The sequence below is a fragment of the Bacillus cereus group sp. BfR-BA-01379 genome (genome assembly GCF_022663605.1).
In the GTDB taxonomy this organism is placed as follows: domain Bacteria; phylum Bacillota; class Bacilli; order Bacillales; family Bacillaceae_G; genus Bacillus_A; species Bacillus_A mobilis.
In genome coordinates this window covers 26,562-46,824 of sequence record NZ_JAKUFT010000016.1, presented here as the reverse complement: position 1 = coordinate 46,824, position 20,263 = coordinate 26,562, and the positions used below count along the sequence as shown (strand labels likewise).

Below are 20,263 nucleotides of genomic sequence, written 5' to 3'. Positions count from 1 at the left end.
ATAGTGGATAGTTTTTTGTTTACTTAATTGCCTCATGAACTTTTAATTGTTTACCTTTTATCGTTGTATTTCTCATAACCTTTAAAACAAGTGGTCCTTTTCCGTTTAATATTTCAACATAAGAAACATTATCTTGTATTGTAATAATACCTATATCATCTGCAGAAACACCTTGAATTTTAGCAATTGTACCAACGAAATCTACCGCCCTAATTTTCTTTTTCTTTCCGCCATTAAAGTACAATTTCATAATTCCTTTGTTTAGGTCTGCACTTTTATCTTTCTTTATAATTGGTTTAGCATATATTTTTTCTTCAAATACTGCTTTCTTTTTTATAACTTCTTCTTTTGAAGGTGCCAGTTCCTTTGGAATTTCAAACCCGATATATTCCTCAATCTCTTCTAAAAACCTATTTTCATAAGGCGTTATAAATGTAATAGCTTTTCCATTATTACCAGCTCTTCCTGTTCTTCCAGTACGGTGTACATAGCTTTCTTTTTCTAATGGAATATCGTAATTAATAACATGTGTAATATTATCAATATCAATTCCTCTCGCAGCTACATCAGTTGCTACTAAATAACGGAACTTTCCTTTTCTAAAATCATCCATAACTTCAAAACGATCTTCCTGTACCAGGCCACCATGTATTTTGTCACAAGGATAATTAACTCGTTTTAGCTGTCTATACACATGGTCTACGTTTTCTTGTGTACGACAAAAAATAATGCAACTGTCTGGATTTTCAATCATGGTTACATCCTTAAGAAGTGAAAGTTTCTCTTCTTCCCTTACTTCAAAAAGAGTGTGTTCAATTTTATCTGTTGTAATCCCAGCTGCTTTAATTTCAATATGAGTTGGTGCATTCATATATGTACGGGATAACTTTTCAACATCTTCCGGTAAGGTTGCTGAAAATAGCATTGTCATTCTTTTTGTAGGTAATTCATCAATAATTGCCTCTACTTGATCGATAAAGCCCATATTTAGCATTTCATCTGCTTCATCAATCACTAAATATTTCAATCGATCTAAAGAAAGGGTCCCTTTTTCAATATGATCCAACACACGTCCTGGAGTTCCCACTACAATATGCGTCTTTTGCTTTAACTCTAATTTTTGACGTGCAAACGGAGATTTACCATAAATTGCAGCAGCTTTAATTCTTTTGAATCGTCCTATATTTGTAATATCTTCCTTCACTTGAACAGCAAGTTCCCTCGTTGGTGTTAAAACTAATGCTTGTGGCTTATTCTCTTCCCACTCTATCATTTCACAAAGTGGTATTCCGAATGAAGCCGTTTTTCCACTTCCCGTTTGCGACTTTACAACAAGATCCTTCTTTTGCAATGCAACTGGAATAACCTCTCCTTGCACTTCTGTTGGATGCTCATATCCTAAACCAGTAAGTGCTCGTCTTACTTCTTTACTTAATGCATAATTACTAAAGCTTTTTTTACTCATATATTAACCTCATTTGATTTTATATTTAACCTATTATGTTCTTCATACCTCACTTTAGACTATAGTAAGATACTATATTAATCCACTGTTTTCAATTCGTTTAAACATAAATTTATCTAAGTATAATTTTAAAATAGGAAAGGGCAGCCTTAATAATAAGTCTGCCCTTTCTATACTATATTCATTTTTTACGGAACCAATTTTTTCACAACTGGTATTCTTTGCAATACTAACGTGATTATTAGACTAAGAGCAATTGTAATCGTTACATTAATAGGTATTGCTACTATTGCATGTACACGCTCATTTACCTTAGGGAAAACCATGTACAACAAGTTATTTAATAAGAAGAAGTGAAGAATATAGATTCCAAGGCTTGCTTGATTTATAAAACGGAATAACAATGGTAATTCTCGTTCTGACTTTTGGAATGCATATTTGAAAAATATAAACAATCCAATCGCCATCAGTACAACACCTGGTGCAAAATATCCATACCAAAACTGCTCTAACTGTCCATTTGCTTTCACTGTATAGTAATAAGTAATCAAGAATGTACTAATAAATCCTACAAATCCGCCAAAGTAAGAAATACTTCTCCATTTTTTTGAAATATCGAAATTAGATAAATAATAACCAAGTAGGAAATACCCTACATAATTTGTAACGTAAAATAATTCAATATTAAAGTTGATAGGATAATAATATTTAACTAAATTGACTATAACAGATGCATATAACCATAAAATTAAAAAGTATTCTATCTCTCTTTTTTTAGCGTTCTTCACAAAGATTTTCAGTAGCGGTGTAATTAAATATATCCCTACAATCATGTATAAGAACCATAAATGTCCCCCTATAGTATCCGTTAAAAAGTGCTTTATCCCTTGCTTTAAAGACGCCGGGAAATATCCTGCATATGCCCCATATGCATAGAATATAGCACTCCAAGCTACAAAAGGTATAATCACTTTACTTGCACGCTTCTGTAAAAATTCCCCAAATGAAATATCTTTTGTCCCCTTTAACAATAAAGCTCCACTAATCATTACAAAAATCGGAACACTCGCACGCGAAATCGATTCAAATAGATTACCAGCCATCCAGCGTGAAACATGATTTGCATCTAAAACAGAAACATAACCAGCAGAAACGTGAATTGTAACAACCGCGATTGTCGCTAATACCCGCAACCAGTCCATATACATTAATCGCTTCATTAAAATCTCTCCCAAATTTGTATATTTAATTTTTTCTTTGCCACACATAATTTTATATCAGAAAATGCCATATTAAAACATTTTTTGACAATACAAACCTATAATTAACTTAAATAGACTCAATTTTAAATATAAACATGAAAACCTTTGACTTATGAGTGAAAATAATGTAAATTATCCTTTGGACGAACATTTTTAAATAAAATGAATAAAATATTCGTATTTTAGGGGTGTAGATGATGGAAAACGTATTCGACTATGAAGATATTCAATTAATTCCTGCAAAATGTATTGTGAACAGCCGCTCTGAATGTGATACAACTGTCACTTTAGGTAAACATAAATTTAAATTACCTGTCGTACCTGCTAATATGCAAACGATTATTGATGAAAGAATCGCAACTTATTTAGCTGAAAACAATTACTTCTATATCATGCATCGTTTCCAGCCAGAGAAACGTATCTCATTTATTAGAGATATGCAATCACGTGGATTAATCGCTTCTATTAGCGTTGGTGTAAAAGAGGACGAGTATGAATTCGTACAGCAATTAGCTGCTGAACAACTTACACCTGAATACATCACGATTGATATCGCACACGGACATTCTAATGCTGTAATCAACATGATTCAACATATTAAAAAGCATTTACCAGAAAGCTTCGTTATCGCTGGAAACGTTGGAACTCCAGAAGCGGTAAGAGAATTAGAAAATGCCGGTGCTGACGCAACAAAAGTTGGTATTGGACCTGGTAAAGTTTGTATTACTAAAATTAAAACAGGCTTTGGAACTGGCGGTTGGCAACTAGCTGCACTTCGCTGGTGTGCAAAAGCTGCAAGTAAGCCAATTATCGCTGACGGTGGTATTCGTACACACGGCGACGTAGCTAAATCTATTCGATTTGGGGCGACTATGGTTATGGTTGGTTCTCTATTCGCTGGTCATGAAGAGTCTCCAGGGGAAACAATCGAAAAAGACGGCAAACTTTATAAAGAGTATTTCGGTTCAGCTTCTGAATTCCAAAAAGGCGAGAAGAAAAACGTTGAAGGTAAGAAAATGTTCGTTGAGCATAAAGGTTCTTTAGAAGACACTTTAGTCGAAATGGAACAAGATCTTCAATCTTCTATCTCTTACGCTGGTGGAACAAAATTAGACTCAATTCGTACTGTAGATTATGTAGTCGTGAAAAACTCTATTTTCAACGGCGATAAAGTATATTAATTTTTAAATTTAACTCGAAGGACAAGCATTTTTATGCTTGTCCTTCTTTTATATATATAGAAATGCGAAATATTTTTATTTCACTGAATTTTCTAGTATCATGTTTTTAGATACTTATAATAAGGGGGATACAATAAATGAAAAATATAATTGAGAAACGCCATATTCGCGCGGAAGTCCCTACTGAACTAACATGGGACCTCTCTGATTTATACGAATCTGATAAAGAGTGGGAAACTGCATTACGTGTATTAACAGATGATATAAAAAAACTTGATGCGTTTAAAGGACAATTACACACTAGCTCCACTACCTTATTACATGGTCTACTTTTAGAAGAAGAGCTTTTAATGAAGTTAACAAAACTATACTCCTACGCAAATTTAAAAGAATCTACTGACCGTACAAATCCAGTTGTTCAAGCGAACTCTTCCAAAATTGCTGCTTTATGGACGAAAGTACATACTGCATTATCCTTTATCCATAATGAAATCCTCTCATTCGACGAAGGCACAATTGAGAAATATTTAGCTGAAGAAACAAAACTTGAACCTTTCCGTAAATCATTACTAGACATCCTACAAAAAAGGCCGCACACGCTCTCTCCTGAAACAGAAGAAGCTCTTGCCGCACTTGGCGAAGTACATAGTTCTCCATACAAAATTTACGGTATGACTAAATTAGCCGATATGGATTTTACCTCCATACAAGACGAACAAGGAAACGAACTCCCTGTATCATTTGCATTATTTGAAAGTAAATATGAGTTTTCTCCAAGCGTAGACATACGTAGAAAAGCGTACTCATCATTTGTTTCCACCTTGAAACGATATAAAAATACAGTGGCAACAACATATGCGACTGAAGTAAAAAAACAAGTAACACTCTCTCGTTTACGCAAATTTGAATCTGTTACTCATATGCTTTTGGAACCTCAGAAAGTTCCACTTGAAATGTATGACAATCAACTTGATATTATATACAAGGAATTAGCACCTCATATGCGCCGTTTTGCAGATTTAAAAAAGAAAGTACTAGGACTCGATCAAATGCTGTTCTGCGACTTACATGCACCTTTAGATCCCGAATTTAATCCAAGCATCACATACGAAGAAGCTGGAAAACTCATTCAAGACTCTTTACAAGTATTGGGCGATGAATATGGTTCCATTATCGAAAAAGGATTTAAAGAGAGATGGGTCGATCTTGCAGATAATGTAGGGAAATCAACAGGGGCATTTTGTTCAAGTCCCTATGGTTCTCATCCATACATTTTAATTACATGGCAAAATACGATGCGTGGATGCTTCACATTAGCCCATGAATTTGGGCATGCTGGTCATTTTTATTTAGCAAATAAAAACCAGCGTATTATGAATGTACGTCCATCTATGTACTTTGTCGAAGCACCATCTACGATGAACGAATTACTATTAGCCCAGCATTTATTAGCGACGACTGAAGATAAGAGAATGCGCAGATGGGTGATTCTGCAACTACTCGGCACATATTATCATAACTTTGTTACTCACTTACTTGAGGGAGAATATCAAAGAAGAGTATACACGCTAGCAGAAGAAGGAGGAGCACTTACAGCTACAACCTTAACTGAAATAAAAACAAATGTACTTTCGACATTCTGGGGAAATTCTGTAGAAATTGACGAAGGTGCTGGCTTAACTTGGATGCGTCAACCTCATTATTATATGGGCTTATATTCTTACACGTATTCTGCAGGCCTCACTGCATCTACTGCGGTAGCTCAAATGATTAAAGAGGAAGGACAACCTGCCGTTGATCGCTGGTTAGATGTACTTCGCGCTGGTGGTACGATGAAACCACTTGAATTAATGAAACATGCCGGAGTCGATATGTCAAAACCAGACGCAATCCGTAAAGCCGTTTCTTACGTCGGCTCCTTAATTGATGAATTAGAACGCTCTTATCAAGAATAAAAAATAAGCCCTCGCTTGATGAGGGCTTGTTTCATATTTATTTTCCAAATCTTTTACGGTATCCACATTTCCTGCATAGCTCTTCGACTGCAATCCTTTTCGAAAATCCATCGACAATGTTTGTTGCTCTTTCACCTTCTATAATGTTAGAAAATGAGTCAGTATTAATATTCCCAAGGTTAATAATCCCCTCACCATCTAAACAACAAGGAATAACCGTTCCGTTCGCTAAAATACCAGCTTGATTTCGAAGTCCATGACAGAATCCTTTTCCGTCATCCTCTTCTTCATGTAATGCCGGCCACTGGAATTCATAGTCTTGATTAATAAAGACACGTTCCGCAATTTTTATACCTTTTCCTGGTGTAAGCTTCTCTTCGATTTGATAAGATAGGCCAAACTCATTTTCAATAATGGATAATAAATCTCTATTTTTCTGAATTTCAGCATTCGTTTTATTATCCTGAGTTAAATTCCATAATCGTAGTGAAACAATTAAATCCGATTGACTTGTCGCTTCTCTAATAAAGGAAAGTATACTTCTTACATAACCTTCTTTATCTTGCGAACCTGGGTGTCCATCAAAACTGTGTAATGAAAAATTCATTTGTCTTAACGCAGGTTTATTTAACAGTCTATGCCTTCTCTTATTAATTAACGTTCCATTCGTTGTAATATTAACTTTAAACCCTTTTTCATGGCTTAAATCTAACAATTGATCTATTTTTGGATGGAGCAATGGCTCACCCTTCACGTGCAAATAAATGTAGTCTGTGTGAGGTTTAATTTGGTCTAATCTTTTCGCAAAATCCTCCACAGAAATGAACTGCTTCTGCCTTTCCGTCGGCGGACAAAAGCTGCACGCAAGATTACATACACTCGTAATCTCCAAGTAAAACTTTTTAAACTTCTTCACCTTTAATTCCTCACTTCTATGACTACTTATACTTTTTTCCTCTTCATATTACATCACACTTTTTTAGAAATAGAAACATACTTATTTCAGGAAATAAAAGTTTACTACATAAAATACTTCTTTAACCTCTTTTTAATTTCCGGAAGTTGCATATAACTATCATGTTTTCTATCTTTAATCTCTTGAATACCTCTCTCAAGGATTTCTTTTGCTTTCTCTTCTTGCCCTGACATCATATAAAAATCACATACTTTTTCATAAAAAATAATCGGACCTCTTGTAGCATACTCTGCCGCAGTATTCCAATCATCAATTTGCGAATAATAGGGAATCCCAATATTCATTACATCCCCTACAAACTCACTAAATTCCGCCTTATCATATTCCGAATTCGTAAGCTTCCAATGCTGCACCTTTCTTTCCCATCCTGGAATATTCCACTCTGCATCTCCGGCTATTGCATCATTGACTGGTTTATCCCCCCATTGGTCTTTATACCATTTTGAATACTTTTTTGACGTAACACCCCACATAGTCCAAAACTCACAATAATTTTCAGAGTTCCATGTACTGAGCGAAAAGCTAAAGGTTAGTTCAAAATCACCTTATTTACGAGAAAATTTAAGTACACTCTTTGCATAACGGAAGCCCAATCTTTGTAGTTTATCGACCAAAAAATTTTCTATATATAAACTTAGTAGTTGTTTTGGCTTCATACAGTTCTCCTAATTACATATTATGAAATATAGAAAACGGCCACATCTGTAGCCGTTTGAATGTACTATTACTATTTGTGATACGGTTCACCGCGACAATCCTAAATGAGATTAAATGAAATCATTTTAATATTTACAACTTTTAAAGAAGTTAGTATAATAATAACGAGGCGAATAGTGCAAATGGTTAGCACAGTTATTAAGTATACCACCTTTCAAAACTTAATAATCTGCTAGAGAGGATAGGTGTAAATCTCTAGTCCGGGTTCGATTCCCGATCGCCAAAGGATATAAAAATTTATATCTTTTGGCGGTCAGGAATCTTTTTTATTTAGGGGGGATTCGTTTAATGTATAAAGAACACTGTAAAAACTTACAAAAAATTAATACTTCGATTCAAGAAGTAGAAGATACGATAAAATATTCTATTAAAACACAAAATACTCAAGCTATTATCTTACATACAAACATTCATACCTTTTTAATTGGTGCTTGGATTGAAGTAAGTCTATATAAACTCATTCATGAACAAAAATTTGATGATAATGATCGTAATTTTATATTGAGGACCAAAACTAAATCATCTGAGGATTCTAAGGATACATCTTTAGAAAATAAATGGATAAATGTTTTAAATCTTGCTTTTGCTAGAGCCTTTTCTATAGAAATAGATGATTCTAATTTTAAATCCACCTATATTAAGAAGCTGCTAAAGAGAACACAGCAGCATCGCTATCAAGATATCTTAAACTTTGTTAATGAAGATATTAATCAAGTAGTAAGAATGAGAAATAAGATAGCTCATGGTCAGTGGCACTTCACTTTTGATAATAAGGTAACACGTTTAGAACCAGATGTTCAGCAATTAATTCACAGTAATAATTATTTTAAATCAAGAGAAAGATTAGAGACTGTAAAAGTGATAATTGAGATGATTCAAAAAATTGCTATGTCTCCAACATCATTTGATAGGGATTTTGACAATTTATATTCAAAAATAACTACGATCCCTCCTAGATATACAAAAGGGAAATATAAGGAAAACGAAAAAATTCTTATAGAAAAGCATAAAAGAGCAGAATACTGGAGAAAAATAAATTATCAAAAAGGACTCATTACAAGTTAGACAATACACTAATAAAACCTAGAAGCAAGAATTGTTATTAATACAACATTTCTTGCTTTTTATATCTAAATGAGGTTTTATATCCCACTAATTCATTTTAAGAGTATGGCTACAGTATCTTCTCCAGCATATTTTAGATAGGTATTCCATCCTATAAATGTAATTTCGCGCTCAACTTTATTTCCTAAAATATTATCTGTTTTAGATGCATATCCCCTCTAACTTTTGATTTCCCCCCTTAATACTTGGAATATTTTTATTTAATCTTATTATGCCAAATACAAACACATTTTGGCATGATAACCTAAACATAGTTTATGATATTTAAGTAATAAAACCTCAATTACTTATGATACGGTTCCCCACGATTAATACGAAACGCTCTATACACTTGCTCAAGCAATACTAATCGCATTAATTGGTGTGGTAATGTCATCTTTGAAAAAGAAAGAGATTCATTTGAACGCTTCATTACTTCTGAACTTAGTCCAAGTGATCCACCAATTACAAAGGCAACCTTACTCTTTCCATATGTAGCAAGACGATCTAAGCTTACTGCAAATTCTTCTGATGATTTTTGCTTTCCTTCTATCGCTAACGCAATGACATGCGTATCGTCAGAAATTTTATCCAGTATACGTATACCTTCTTTTTCTTTTACAATTAACATTTCTGCTTCACTTAAATTTTCTGGTGCCTTTTCATCTGGCAATTCAATTACTTCTACTTTTGCGTATGCAGATAATCGTTTTAAGTATTCTGCTATACCTTGTTTTAAATATTTTTCTTTTAATTTCCCAATTGAAATAATCGAGATATTCACACGTATTCCCCACCTTACAAACATGTTATCCACATAACTTATCCACATATCCACAAATGTTACCCACATATTGTGTGAGAATCTGTGTTCGATACAACATATGTCGCCTCGTTTTGACAAAATTCACATGTTTTTTTCTCTTTTTTTGAGTTATCCACATTGTTGATAACCGGTGCAACTTCACACTCATCCACAATAATATCTAAAGCTAATTCCACATGTTCTAAACAACAAGGTAAATTCATATTCTTCACCTCACTTTTCTACAATAGAAAACAGGAGGTAGGCCCTCCTGTTTTTAATACTTTTGAACGCCTAGTTTAACCGTTGTTGTTGCTCGTTTTGTACCACGATAAAACGTAAGAGTCATTTTATCATTAATTTTTTTATCATATAAGGCCGTACGGAATCCGATAATATCGCGAACCGGTTTTCCATCTACTGCTACAATCACATCGTGTTCTCGTAAACCAGCATCTACACCTGGCGAAGGACTTTTCACATCTAAAATGCAAACTCCCTCTGTTACATTGCCTGGTAAATGCAATGTTTTTGACCAATGGTAATTTGGAATCTCATTTAACGATCTAAGTTCAATTCCAACATACGGTCTCCTTACTTTTCCGTACTTCTCTAATTCATTCATAATTGGAACAGCTCTAGTAACTGGAATAGCTAGTCCAATTCCTTCTACTTCTTTTGCTGCAATTTTCATTGAGTTAATGCCAATTAATTGGCCTGCCGCATTTACAAGCGCACCACCACTATTACCTGGATTAATTGCTGCGTCTGTTTGCAATACTTCTACTTGCCAATCGTAATGTCCATCTTGATCCAAATCTACAGGAACAATACGTTCCTTAGCCGAAATAATGCCTTGTGTGACGGTTCCAGAAAATTGCAGCCCTAGTGGGTTTCCAATCGCAATGACCGGTTCTCCTCTACGAACAGTATTAGAATCGCCAATCTCAATTACTTTTTTCACATGCTTTGCATCTATTTCTAGTACAGCTAAATCTGTGACTACATCCGTTCCTAATACTTTTCCCGGAACCTTCTTACCATCACTTAAACTTACTTCAATGCGATTTGCTCCAGCAACAACATGATTATTCGTTACAATATAAGCTTGGCCATCTGCTTTTTTATAAATTACACCCGATCCTGTACCAGCTTCTGAATCTGCCTCTGAAAAATTATCTCGTTGAATATTAATAACGCCAACAACAGCTTCAGACGCACGATCAACAGCATCAACAAAACTAATCTGTTTAATTCCTTGAGCTTCGGCCATATTACTTCCACTTGCTTCAGCTTGCGGAAGCGCACCTGCATCATTTGCAAATAAAGGAGCTCCAAATGCAAATAACGAAGCTCCTACAATTGTTCCTGCTATGCTAGAAATCACAATACCTTTATGCTTCTTTTTTCTTGCACGTTTCATACGATAATTTTCTTCATCAATAAAGGACATATTTGTTCACCTATCTTCCTGAAAACAACTATATTCACCTTTATTGTTTACTAAAATGAAGAATTATACGTATTGAATTTTTGTAGGCATTTTCGGATCTGTATCATGAATTTCGAAAGCTTCTCCTACTCCAAATCCCTTTTCCTCTAATACTTGTGATACTGACATACGTGCTAGTTCTTTCATGTTATTATCTAAACTTAAATGGGCTAAATAAATATGTTTTGTCTCATCTGTAATTACATCCGCCATCGCTAATGCAGCATCCTCATTACAAACGTGCCCCACATCACTTAAAATACGTCGCTTAATACTCCATGGATAACGTCCCATACGAAGCATTTCCACGTCATGATTACTTTCAAACACAAAAGCATTAGCACCCTTAATAACACCTTTCATACGGTCACTCACGTATCCCGTATCTGTAATAAGGGCTAACTTTCTATTATTGTTATGAAAAGCATAGAACATTGGCTCTGCCGCATCATGAGAAACCCCAAATGACTCGACCTCAATATCACCGAATGTTTTCACATCCCCAACTGAGAAAATAAACTTTTGCTCAGTTGGGATATTTCCAATTAAATGTTCCATTGCATTCCATGTTTTCTCATTTGCATAAACAGGTAAATCATATTTACGTGCCAATACGCCTAACCCTTTAATATGGTCACTATGTTCATGTGTTACAAGAATACCTGATACATCATTTATATTTAATTCTGCCTGTTTAAATAAAGCCTCTGTTGCTTTACCACTTAAACCTGCATCGACGAGTAATTTTTTTTCACCTGTTCCTACATATAGCATATTCCCTGTACTTCCACTTGCAAGTACGCTAAAATGCAAACCCATTCTTTCTCACTCCAGTATGTTCATCAACCACTTGATTTTCCCTTTCCCCTAATTCCATAACTTGTCCTTCAATTGCATTTACAAAGAAGTCCTGCTTCTGCTCCGTTTTTAAATTCCATGTTGGAGCAAGTACTTGGTTATTAGAAGTAGATGCGGTAAGGTTGGCATAACCAATTTGCGCTTCTTTTACATGTGTATTCCCATGAACTTTATTTTTTAAATACAGATTCTCTAAAGCCGTTTGAGCAGTAATAATTTCTTGCTGTTTCGTTTTTTCACTTTCGCCCATTTCTTTTAAATCAGTTAGCATCGTCTGTGTGTACGACACAAGTTCATTTTTTTCATTTAATTCCACAACAATCATTGCCTGATCGTTATAGAAAATAGGCTTATCTTTATACTTTTGGAAGAAGTAAATTTTAGAGTCTTTCATCGCCCCATACTCATACTTTTGTCCATCCAATACATAGTTCTTCAAAAAATCACTATACTTATCTTTGGATAATGATTTTGTATTCAAAAAGGGCTCTTTTAGCTTACTTTCTATCTTGTACATATTTTGTATATGCGCTGTTTGATTTTTTAAAGACTGTACATCTTCTTCTTTAAATGCCTTGTTTTCTGCCCTAATAAATGACTCTTTTTTCGGTTCTTTAGGGAAATTACCCATAGTAATTTTGTTTGCTTTTAATTCTTGATCTATCTTTGTTTCTGCAATAAGCTCCAATTGATTACTATCTTGCTTTTGAATGAATTGAAAAATGAGAAAGAGGTCCAAAACAAAAAAGGTCACAATAAATATGGTTTTAATCCGATCCCAATCCATTTAGTCCTCCCTCACTCCACTCATATATTTTTTGTTTGCCAGCTTCATCTTCAACAAACTTTACATACCAAATCGGCTGTAGTCGAGCCACTTGCCCATCTAGTGATAATTTGTATCCAATACCAACATCTTTAATGAATCTTTTATCTACCGCGGCATTATTTTCTAAAGATGCTATTACAACGTGACCTGATGGAAGAGTAACCTTCTGTTCTATGCCTTTCGTATTTAAAGACAACAATGGTCTTTCATATTCCATTACGTCTTCTGATCCCCATACTTGTCTCAATTCAGCTAATCCATCTGTATTGAATACGGAATATCCATCTTCGTGTAAACGGAATACCGTCTGTCCTTTATTCATATAGTCCAAACGATATGAATCCAGACTCCCACTGTGACCATTTACAAAATCAAAACTTTTTTGTAAAAGCATTAAATTATCTGTCGTTTTCTCACTTGAAACAGAAGAATTTTTATACTTTAACATATGCTGATCGTTTTCAATCTCCATGGACCTAATACCATCTGTAAATGTTTCTTTTGATTTCTCGGTAATAGGGCTTAAATAACGTGGGTCACTAAAAAGAGCATTCTTAAATGTATCAACCGCTAAATTAGATGAAATATATGTTATATTACTTAATTCTGTCGTTCCATCTGGTAAAAATAGCTTTTTCATATCATTAATTTGATAGTCAAAATAAGGTTTTGCCGATACTATAAATTGATTTTGTGCATTTACAATATCTTTTAAATATACACCACTTAATTTTGCTTCATATATTCTAGAGTTATCACCATCAGAAACAAAATTAATTTTAATTTCTTGATCTCTACTTCTAGAAGGGTCAAGAATAATTCGATTAAAATGTTTAGGTTTATTTATACTTTTTTCTTTCATATTAAACATAGATTTAACTGCATCAAATGGGATATTGGTAGGAAAAACAAGTTCAATTTTTCCTTCACCATGCACATAAGAAAGGAAATCAGCTTTAGCAATCGATATCTCTTTGAAATCATATAATTCCCCTGCTTCCAAAGGTTTATAAATTGATTCTATATCTCCCTCTCTTTTGCTCCCATAATGATTTTTATCTTTATGCACGATGATAGAAGTAGGACGGACAACATCAGCGATTTTAGTTTGAGTAGTTCCTTCATTTCCCTGCACAAATTTTGCGTTTTGCATAGACGTGGAATCTGGCACATACGTCCATAAGTTAAAAGTAAGAAATAAGCTAATTACAACTAAATTAATTAAAACTATCGTTTTAACATTTTCCATACTCATTCCCAATCGTCCTCTTCATCCGCTGCCATCGGCAATGTGAAGTAAATAGTTGTCCCTTTTCCTTCCTCACTCTTCGCCCAAATCGAGCCACCATGTGCCTCAATCATTTCTTTCGCAATTGCTAATCCAAGTCCTGTACCACCCATTTGTCTTGAACGTGCTTTATCTACCCGATAAAAACGTTCAAAGATTTTATCGACGTTTTCTTTTGGAATACCCATTCCTTGGTCACTTACACTAATCTCTAACAATTCCCCGCGATCACGTAAGCGATATGTTACTGTTCCACCTTCTGGTGAATACTTTAATGCATTCGAAATAATGTTATACAAAACTTGCGTAATTTTATCCGTATCCATATCAATAAATCGGGATTTCTTAGAGAAAGATCGTTTGAAACTTACGTTTTGCTCCTTAGACATTTCAAAACGATCAATAACGTTATTAAAGAAGTCAGTAAAGTCGACCCATTCTTTCATTAAACGGTGTTCTGTACTATCGAGTTTAGAAAGTTGCAATAATGCATTTACAAGTCTAATCATTCTTTCTGTTTCTTCTTGCGTAACTGTTAAAAATTGTGGTGCAATATTCGGATCTTGCCACGCGCCGTCCGTAAGCGCCTCTAAGTAACTGCGCATCGTTGTTAATGGCGTTCTTAATTCATGGGAAACGTTTGCCACAAACTCACGGCGTTCCCTTTCTATACGCTCCTGCTCAGTTACGTCATATAATACGGCTATTAAACCATTTGCTTTCCCTGTCTCTTTTTGAATAACAGAGAAACTAGCACGTAGAATATATGGCTCATTTCTCGTACTAAAATCTAATAAAACAGAATCAGGCTCTTCGTATAAATGATCGAGCGTAAATTCTTCTTGTATCCCTAATACCTCTAAAACAGATTGATCGAGCGCCGTTTCACGCGAAACATTTAGCATCTTTTCCGCAGGATCATTTAATAAAATAATGTCCCCTTTTCGATCAGTAGCAATTACTCCATCTGTCATATGTGATAAAACGGATGATAATTTACGTCTTTCACTTTCCGTTGAAGAACGAGCTTGTTGTAATTTTTTTGATAAATTATTGAAAGATAATGCTAATTGTCCAATTTCATCATGGCTATGCACTTTTACTTTTCTTGAATAGTTTCCTTTTGCCATTTCAATCGCTTGTCTTCGCATATCTGAAATTGGTCTCGTAATCGTTTGTGCTAACAAAATTCCAAGTACAGCTGTTACGAGTAATGCAATAACGGTTCCAGTCGCAAAAATTTGATTAATATCCTTCATCTGTTTATAAACATCTTCCATAGATGCAACAATATAAATAACACCAAGTGGATCCTTGCCGTTATCATCTATAATAGGAGTAATCATAACTTGTACACGATGGCCTGTACGACCATCCTTCTCAATTTTCACTTCTGGCTTTTTTTGTACCAATACCCGTTGAACAGCAATATCAGTTGATGTTCTGTTTACCTTGTTTTGCTTTGACTCATCTGAAATAGCAAGTAACTTTCTATTCGAATCAAATACACTTACCTCTTGGATATCTTTCTTTCGATCAGAGGCAAATTTTCGAATTGAAGTTTTAATCGTTTCATCTGTTGATTCTGTTTCTGCTTTTGTATGACTTTTTTTAAACTCTTGTTTCAAGTTATACGCTAATAAGTTCGTTTGCTGCGTTAAAGAATCTCTAAAGCCTTGTACAAGACTCTTTTCTAACTCCCTTACGAAATATACTCCAATAACTTGCATTGCTATTAATATTAATAGCATATATATGAGTACAAATTTTAAATGAATAGATTGAAAAAAACCGACTTTCTTCATATACTATTCCTGCTCTGGGTCACGCAAGTAATACCCTACTCCACGTCTAGTTACAATTAAAGTGGGGTGACTTGGATTATCTTCAATTTTTTCACGTAAACGACGCACTGTTACATCCACTGTACGTACATCTCCAAAATAGTCATAACCCCAAACCGTTTGCAATAAATGTTCACGAGTCATAACTTGTCCTAAATGTTTTGCTAAATAATGTAGTAGCTCAAATTCACGATGTGTAAGTTCAATATTTTCCTCACGTTTCGTTACACTATACGCATTTGGATTGATAACAATTGGTCCAATAACCATTTCCGTGTTTTCTTCTTTCTCTGCAGCACCACCTTGTTGGTGGCGACGTAAATTCGCCTTCACACGAGCAAGTAATTCCCTCGTACTAAATGGCTTCGTTACATAATCATCTGCCCCAAGCTCAAGCCCTAATACTTTATCAATTTCAGAGTCCTTTGCTGTAAGCATAATAATCGGCATTTCTGAGCTTTTACGTATTTCACGACAAACCTCTAAGCCATCCTTACCTGGTAGCATAATATCTAATAAAACCATATCTGGCTGCTCTTCATTCGCTTTTTCAATCGCTTCATCACCATCATGCGCCATTACAATTTCAAAACCTTCTTTTTCTAGGTTGAACTTCAAAATATCCGCAATCGGCTTTTCATCATCAACTACTAAAATTTTCTTTCCCATCATCGTCTATTTCCTCCTTATAAAGTGAAACTTTAATCATTGGGTGTTTTCTTCATCATCCACTGATTATTAGCCCTCACCAATCGGGCTTTTACGGGCAGTTGATCCCCCACCTAACTTCTTTGCTTTCGTTGAATTTTAAGGTGAGGGCTTACTGCCCGTTAAATAGCGGGGTAAAAATATGGTCAATATCCCTAAACACATTGATGTCTACATAGTATGTCCCTATATGACCGCATCTTTTGCTTAAGTACTTTCTCCTTTATTCTCACAGACTCATGTATGATCCACTTTTACACGGAATCCTATACGATCTATAGAAAAACCTCTAGCTTCAACTGCTAGAGGCTCCTCATTCTATTTTAAAATAACTACTCAATTTTGTAAAATTACACAAATAAAAAGGATATTAAGTGGGCCCACTTAATATCCTGAGAGTGGCTCGGGACGGAATCGAACCGCCGACACGAGGATTTTCAGTCCTCTGCTCTACCGACTGAGCTACCGAGCCAAAACTATATATAAAACCACTAATGGTGGTATAAACAAAAGTGGCGGTCCCGACCGGGGTCGAACCGGCGATCTCCTGCGTGACAGGCAGGCATGTTAACCACTACACCACGGGACCAAAAATAAACATAAAAAAACATGACCCGTACGGGATTCGAACCCGTGTTACCGCCGTGAAAGGGCGGTGTCTTAACCACTTGACCAACGGGCCACGAAAAATAAAATGGTGAGCCATGAAGGATTCGAACCTTCGACCCTCTGATTAAAAGTCAGATGCTCTACCAACTGAGCTAATGGCTCATACTCACCAACGTCATATTTTCGTGACGACAAGATGTATCATAACATGTTCTCTTTGCTTTTTGCAATACCTTTTTTCATTTTTTTATAAAAGAAAAGAAAAAACTCATGCAGACATGAGTTTTTTCTCAAAAATATCAATTAAGCTTCGTATACGTTACGAACGATATTTGTTTGGTTACGATCTGGTCCAACTGAGAACATAGATAATTGAATTCCTGTTAACTCAGAAACACGTTCTACGTATTTTCGTGCATTTTCAGGAAGCTCGTCTAATGATTTTACACCAGTAATATCTTCTGTCCAACCTGAAAGCTCTTCGTATACAGGCTCACATTTCGCTAAAATGTTTAAGTTTGCTGGAACTTCATCGATAACTTCGCCATTGTATTTGTAAGCAACACAAATTTTAAGAGTCGGAATACCTGTTAGAACGTCGATAGAATTTAATGATAGATCTGTTAAACCACTAACACGACGTGCATGTCTTACAACAACGCTATCGAACCAACCTACGCGGCGTGGACGACCAGTTGTCGTTCCATACTCACGACCAACTTCACGAATTTGATGACCAATTTCATCATTAAGCTCAGTAGGGAATGGACCATCACCTACGCGGCTTGTATATGCTTTACATACACCTACAACGCGAGTAACTTTTGCAGGACCAACTCCAGTTCCAACTGTTACACCACCAGCAATCGGGTTAGAAGATGTAACGAACGGGTACGTACCGTGGTCGATATCAAGCATAACACCTTGTGCACCTTCAAATAATACACGGTGATTGTTATCTAGTGCATCATTTAATACAACAGACGTATCACATACATATTGCGCGATTTGTTGTCCGTACTCGAAGTACTCTTCGAAGATTTCTTCTACACTGAAACCTTCTGTATCGTACATTTTTTCAAATAAACGATTTTTTTCTACTAAATTGCGCTCAAGCTTTTCTTTAAATGCTTCACGGTCTAAAAGATCAGCCATACGAATACCAATACGAGCAGCTTTATCCATATATGCAGGACCGATACCTTTTTTCGTTGTACCGATTTTGTTATCACCTTTACTTGCTTCTTCTAACTCATCTTGTTTTAAGTGATAAGGTAAAATAACGTGTGCACGGTTACTTACACGTAAATTATCAGTACTTACACCACGATCGTGTAAGTATTTTAACTCTTCAAGTAATGCTTTTGGATCTACTACTAAGCCATTTCCGATTACACAAATTTTCTCTTTATAGAAAATACCAGATGGAATTAAGTGTAATTTATATTTAACTCCGCCGAAAACAATTGTATGTCCCGCGTTATTTCCACCTTGATATCTTGCAACTACTTCCGCATGCTCAGAAAGAAAATCAGTGATTTTACCTTTTCCTTCGTCGCCCCATTGTGTTCCTACAACTACTACTGAAGACATTATTAAAGCACCTCCGCGATTTTCAAACGATCTATTCAAACAATATAATTGTACCAAAACCGAAAAAGAAGTCAACCAAAAAGCGAACATTTTTTTATAAAAAAACATTTTCGTTCGTAAGAATTATATTTTTACATTATGAAAGCCTTATCTTTCCTATAAAAAAAAAGAAACACATCTTATTATAAGAAATGCGTTTCTTTTTTATACTATCTTTATGCAGGCGGCGCATGTCCATCCTCGAAGCGACGTTCTAAGTTAACGAACTTATTGAACTCTTTAACAAATGCAAGCTCTACTGAGCCTACAGGACCGTTACGCTGCTTTGCAATAATAATTTCAATCGTATTTTTATTTTCCGTTTCTCGATCATAGTAATCTTCACGATATAAGAAGGCTACAATATCAGCATCCTGCTCGATACTTCCCGATTCACGAATATCAGACATCATCGGACGTTTATCTTGACGAGATTCTACACCACGAGATAACTGTGACAAGGCAATAACAGGCACTTGCAATTCACGCGCAATCCCTTTTAATGTACGAGAGATCTCAGATACTTCCTGCTGACGGTTTTCTCCTGATTTCCCGCTTCCTTGAATAAGCTGTAAATAGTCAATCAAAACCATCCCAAGACCTTGTTCTTGTTTTAATCTACGACATTTCGCTCGAATCTCATTTACTTTAATCCCTGGTGTATCATCAATATAGATACCAGCATTAGAAAGACTACCCATCGCCATCGTTAATTTCGCCCAATCATCAGAAGTTAATGAACCGGTACGAAGTCTTTGTGCATCGATATTTCCTTCTGCACAAAGCATACGCATAACAAGCTGATCAGAACCCATCTCAAGACTAAAAATCGCTACATTTTCATCCGTTTTCGTCGCTACGTTTTGTGCGATATTTAATGAAAATGCAGTTTTCCCTACTGATGGACGTGCCGCTACGATGATTAAATCATTTCGCTGGAAACCTGCGGTCATCTTATCTAATTCAGTAAATCCAGTTGGTATCCCAGTAACTTCACCTTTTTGATTATGCAAAAGTTCAATTTTATCGTAAGCATCTACAAGAACATCTTTAATGTTTTGGAATGCTTTTGCATTCGTTTGGTGAGATACTTCTAATATTTTTTTCTCAGCCTCATTTAAAAGGCCATCCACATCATCTTCTCTCTCATACCCATCAGACACGATATGAGTCGCCGTTCGAATCAAACGACGTAAGAGCGCCTTTTCAGCGATGATTCGTGCATAATATTCTACGTTAGCAGCAGTTGGAACGACTTCTGCTAGTTCTGCTAAGTAAGAAACCCCACCAACTTCTTCTAATAACCCTTGATCAGCCATTGCTGATGTCATTATTACTAAGTCAATCGGTTCTCCCTTATCAGATAACCCAAGCATGACTTCAAAAATCTTTTGATGTTTCGTTCGATAAAATGAGTCAGGTACCAATAATTCCGATGCTGCCGTTAATGCATCTTGATCAATTAATATGGCCCCTAAAACAGCCTGCTCAGCCTCTATATTATGCGGAGGGGTACGATCAGCCATTACATCACTCAT

The 20,263-nt window shown here is 35.4% G+C and carries 17 protein-coding genes and 4 tRNA genes; 3 read left to right on the top strand and 18 right to left on the bottom strand.

Annotation, left to right across the window (positions count from 1 at the left end):
* Positions 1 to 19: 19 nt before the first annotated feature.
* Entirely contained in the window at positions 20 to 1,465 is a 1,446-nt protein-coding gene (gene dbpA / locus MR113_RS08785; RefSeq protein WP_242253594.1) for an ATP-dependent RNA helicase DbpA, read from the bottom strand.
* Between the two features lie 188 nt (positions 1,466 to 1,653).
* Positions 1,654 to 2,685 carry an acyltransferase gene (locus tag MR113_RS08780; RefSeq protein ID WP_242253582.1) on the bottom strand — a complete coding sequence of 344 codons (1,032 nt, stop codon included), beginning with the start codon at positions 2,683 to 2,685 and terminating at the stop codon, positions 1,654 to 1,656.
* 239 nt (positions 2,686 to 2,924) lie between these two features.
* Here MR113_RS08780 and guaC point away from each other — a divergent pair, with 239 nt between their 5' ends.
* Positions 2,925 to 3,908: a GMP reductase gene (gene guaC / locus MR113_RS08775; protein ID WP_242253580.1), complete on the top strand. Its 984-nt coding sequence runs from the start codon at positions 2,925 to 2,927 to the stop codon at positions 3,906 to 3,908.
* 137 nt (positions 3,909 to 4,045) lie between these two features.
* Positions 4,046 to 5,863 (top strand): oligoendopeptidase F, encoded by a 1,818-nt coding sequence (gene pepF / locus MR113_RS08770; protein ID WP_242253578.1) that lies wholly within the window; start codon positions 4,046 to 4,048, stop codon positions 5,861 to 5,863.
* Positions 5,864 to 5,900: 37 nt separating this feature from the next.
* Here the strand turns inward: pepF and MR113_RS08765 are convergent, their stop codons facing one another.
* Together MR113_RS08765 and MR113_RS08760 are read right to left on the bottom strand one after the other, a co-directional pair.
* Complete coding sequence (locus MR113_RS08765; RefSeq protein ID WP_242253573.1) at positions 5,901 to 6,779, bottom strand: radical SAM/SPASM domain-containing protein; 879 nt, start codon at positions 6,777 to 6,779, stop codon at positions 5,901 to 5,903.
* Positions 6,780 to 6,883: 104 nt separating this feature from the next.
* Positions 6,884 to 7,312 carry a hypothetical protein gene (locus tag MR113_RS08760; protein WP_242253567.1) on the bottom strand — a complete coding sequence of 143 codons (429 nt, stop codon included), beginning with the start codon at positions 7,310 to 7,312 and terminating at the stop codon, positions 6,884 to 6,886.
* A gap of 532 nt (positions 7,313 to 7,844) precedes the next feature.
* Here MR113_RS08760 and MR113_RS08755 point away from each other — a divergent pair.
* On the top strand, positions 7,845 to 8,621 hold the full coding sequence (locus MR113_RS08755; RefSeq protein WP_242253566.1) for a hypothetical protein: 777 nt from the start codon (positions 7,845 to 7,847) through the stop codon (positions 8,619 to 8,621).
* A 343-nt stretch (positions 8,622 to 8,964) separates the two neighbouring features.
* On the opposite strand, the gene rlmH is transcribed toward MR113_RS08755, so the two are convergent.
* The 14 genes from rlmH to dnaB form a co-directional block, all read right to left on the bottom strand.
* The gene (gene rlmH / locus MR113_RS08750) at positions 8,965 to 9,444 is read right to left on the bottom strand and encodes a 23S rRNA (pseudouridine(1915)-N(3))-methyltransferase RlmH (protein WP_001027003.1); all 480 of its coding nucleotides are present in this window, start codon (positions 9,442 to 9,444) and stop codon (positions 8,965 to 8,967) included.
* A 59-nt stretch (positions 9,445 to 9,503) separates the two neighbouring features.
* Positions 9,504 to 9,689: a CxxH/CxxC protein gene (locus MR113_RS08745; RefSeq protein WP_002183021.1), complete on the bottom strand. Its 186-nt coding sequence runs from the start codon at positions 9,687 to 9,689 to the stop codon at positions 9,504 to 9,506.
* Positions 9,690 to 9,742: 53 nt separating this feature from the next.
* On the bottom strand, positions 9,743 to 10,918 hold the full coding sequence (locus MR113_RS08740; protein ID WP_063262413.1) for a S1C family serine protease: 1,176 nt from the start codon (positions 10,916 to 10,918) through the stop codon (positions 9,743 to 9,745).
* Positions 10,919 to 10,981: 63 nt separating this feature from the next.
* Positions 10,982 to 11,776 carry an MBL fold metallo-hydrolase gene (locus MR113_RS08735; RefSeq protein WP_242253565.1) on the bottom strand — a complete coding sequence of 265 codons (795 nt, stop codon included), beginning with the start codon at positions 11,774 to 11,776 and terminating at the stop codon, positions 10,982 to 10,984.
* Positions 11,760 to 12,602 (bottom strand): two-component system regulatory protein YycI, encoded by an 843-nt coding sequence (locus MR113_RS08730; protein ID WP_242253564.1) that lies wholly within the window; start codon positions 12,600 to 12,602, stop codon positions 11,760 to 11,762. The genes MR113_RS08735 and MR113_RS08730 overlap by 17 nt, the downstream gene beginning before the upstream one ends.
* A complete protein-coding gene (locus MR113_RS08725; protein WP_242253551.1) occupies positions 12,583 to 13,899 on the bottom strand; it encodes a YycH family regulatory protein in 1,317 nt (438 codons plus the stop codon). The genes MR113_RS08730 and MR113_RS08725 overlap by 20 nt, the downstream gene beginning before the upstream one ends.
* The gene (walK, locus tag MR113_RS08720) at positions 13,896 to 15,737 is read right to left on the bottom strand and encodes a cell wall metabolism sensor histidine kinase WalK (protein WP_242253535.1); all 1,842 of its coding nucleotides are present in this window, start codon (positions 15,735 to 15,737) and stop codon (positions 13,896 to 13,898) included. The genes MR113_RS08725 and walK overlap by 4 nt, the downstream gene beginning before the upstream one ends.
* Before the next feature lie 3 nt (positions 15,738 to 15,740).
* The gene (walR, locus tag MR113_RS08715; RefSeq protein WP_000971865.1) at positions 15,741 to 16,448 is read right to left on the bottom strand and encodes a cell wall metabolism DNA-binding response regulator WalR; all 708 of its coding nucleotides are present in this window, start codon (positions 16,446 to 16,448) and stop codon (positions 15,741 to 15,743) included.
* Between the two features lie 435 nt (positions 16,449 to 16,883).
* Positions 16,884 to 16,956: transfer RNA gene (locus MR113_RS08710), tRNA-Phe, on the bottom strand.
* Between the two features lie 41 nt (positions 16,957 to 16,997).
* Positions 16,998 to 17,073: transfer RNA gene (locus MR113_RS08705), tRNA-Asp, on the bottom strand.
* 21 nt (positions 17,074 to 17,094) lie between these two features.
* Positions 17,095 to 17,166 (bottom strand) — tRNA-Glu (locus tag MR113_RS08700).
* A 13-nt stretch (positions 17,167 to 17,179) separates the two neighbouring features.
* Positions 17,180 to 17,255: transfer RNA gene (locus tag MR113_RS08695), tRNA-Lys, on the bottom strand.
* Between the two features lie 141 nt (positions 17,256 to 17,396).
* Entirely contained in the window at positions 17,397 to 18,686 is a 1,290-nt protein-coding gene (locus tag MR113_RS08690; RefSeq protein WP_000100234.1) for an adenylosuccinate synthase, read from the bottom strand.
* A 215-nt stretch (positions 18,687 to 18,901) separates the two neighbouring features.
* On the bottom strand, positions 18,902 to 20,263 hold the full coding sequence (dnaB, locus tag MR113_RS08685) for a replicative DNA helicase (RefSeq protein ID WP_061679601.1): 1,362 nt from the start codon (positions 20,261 to 20,263) through the stop codon (positions 18,902 to 18,904).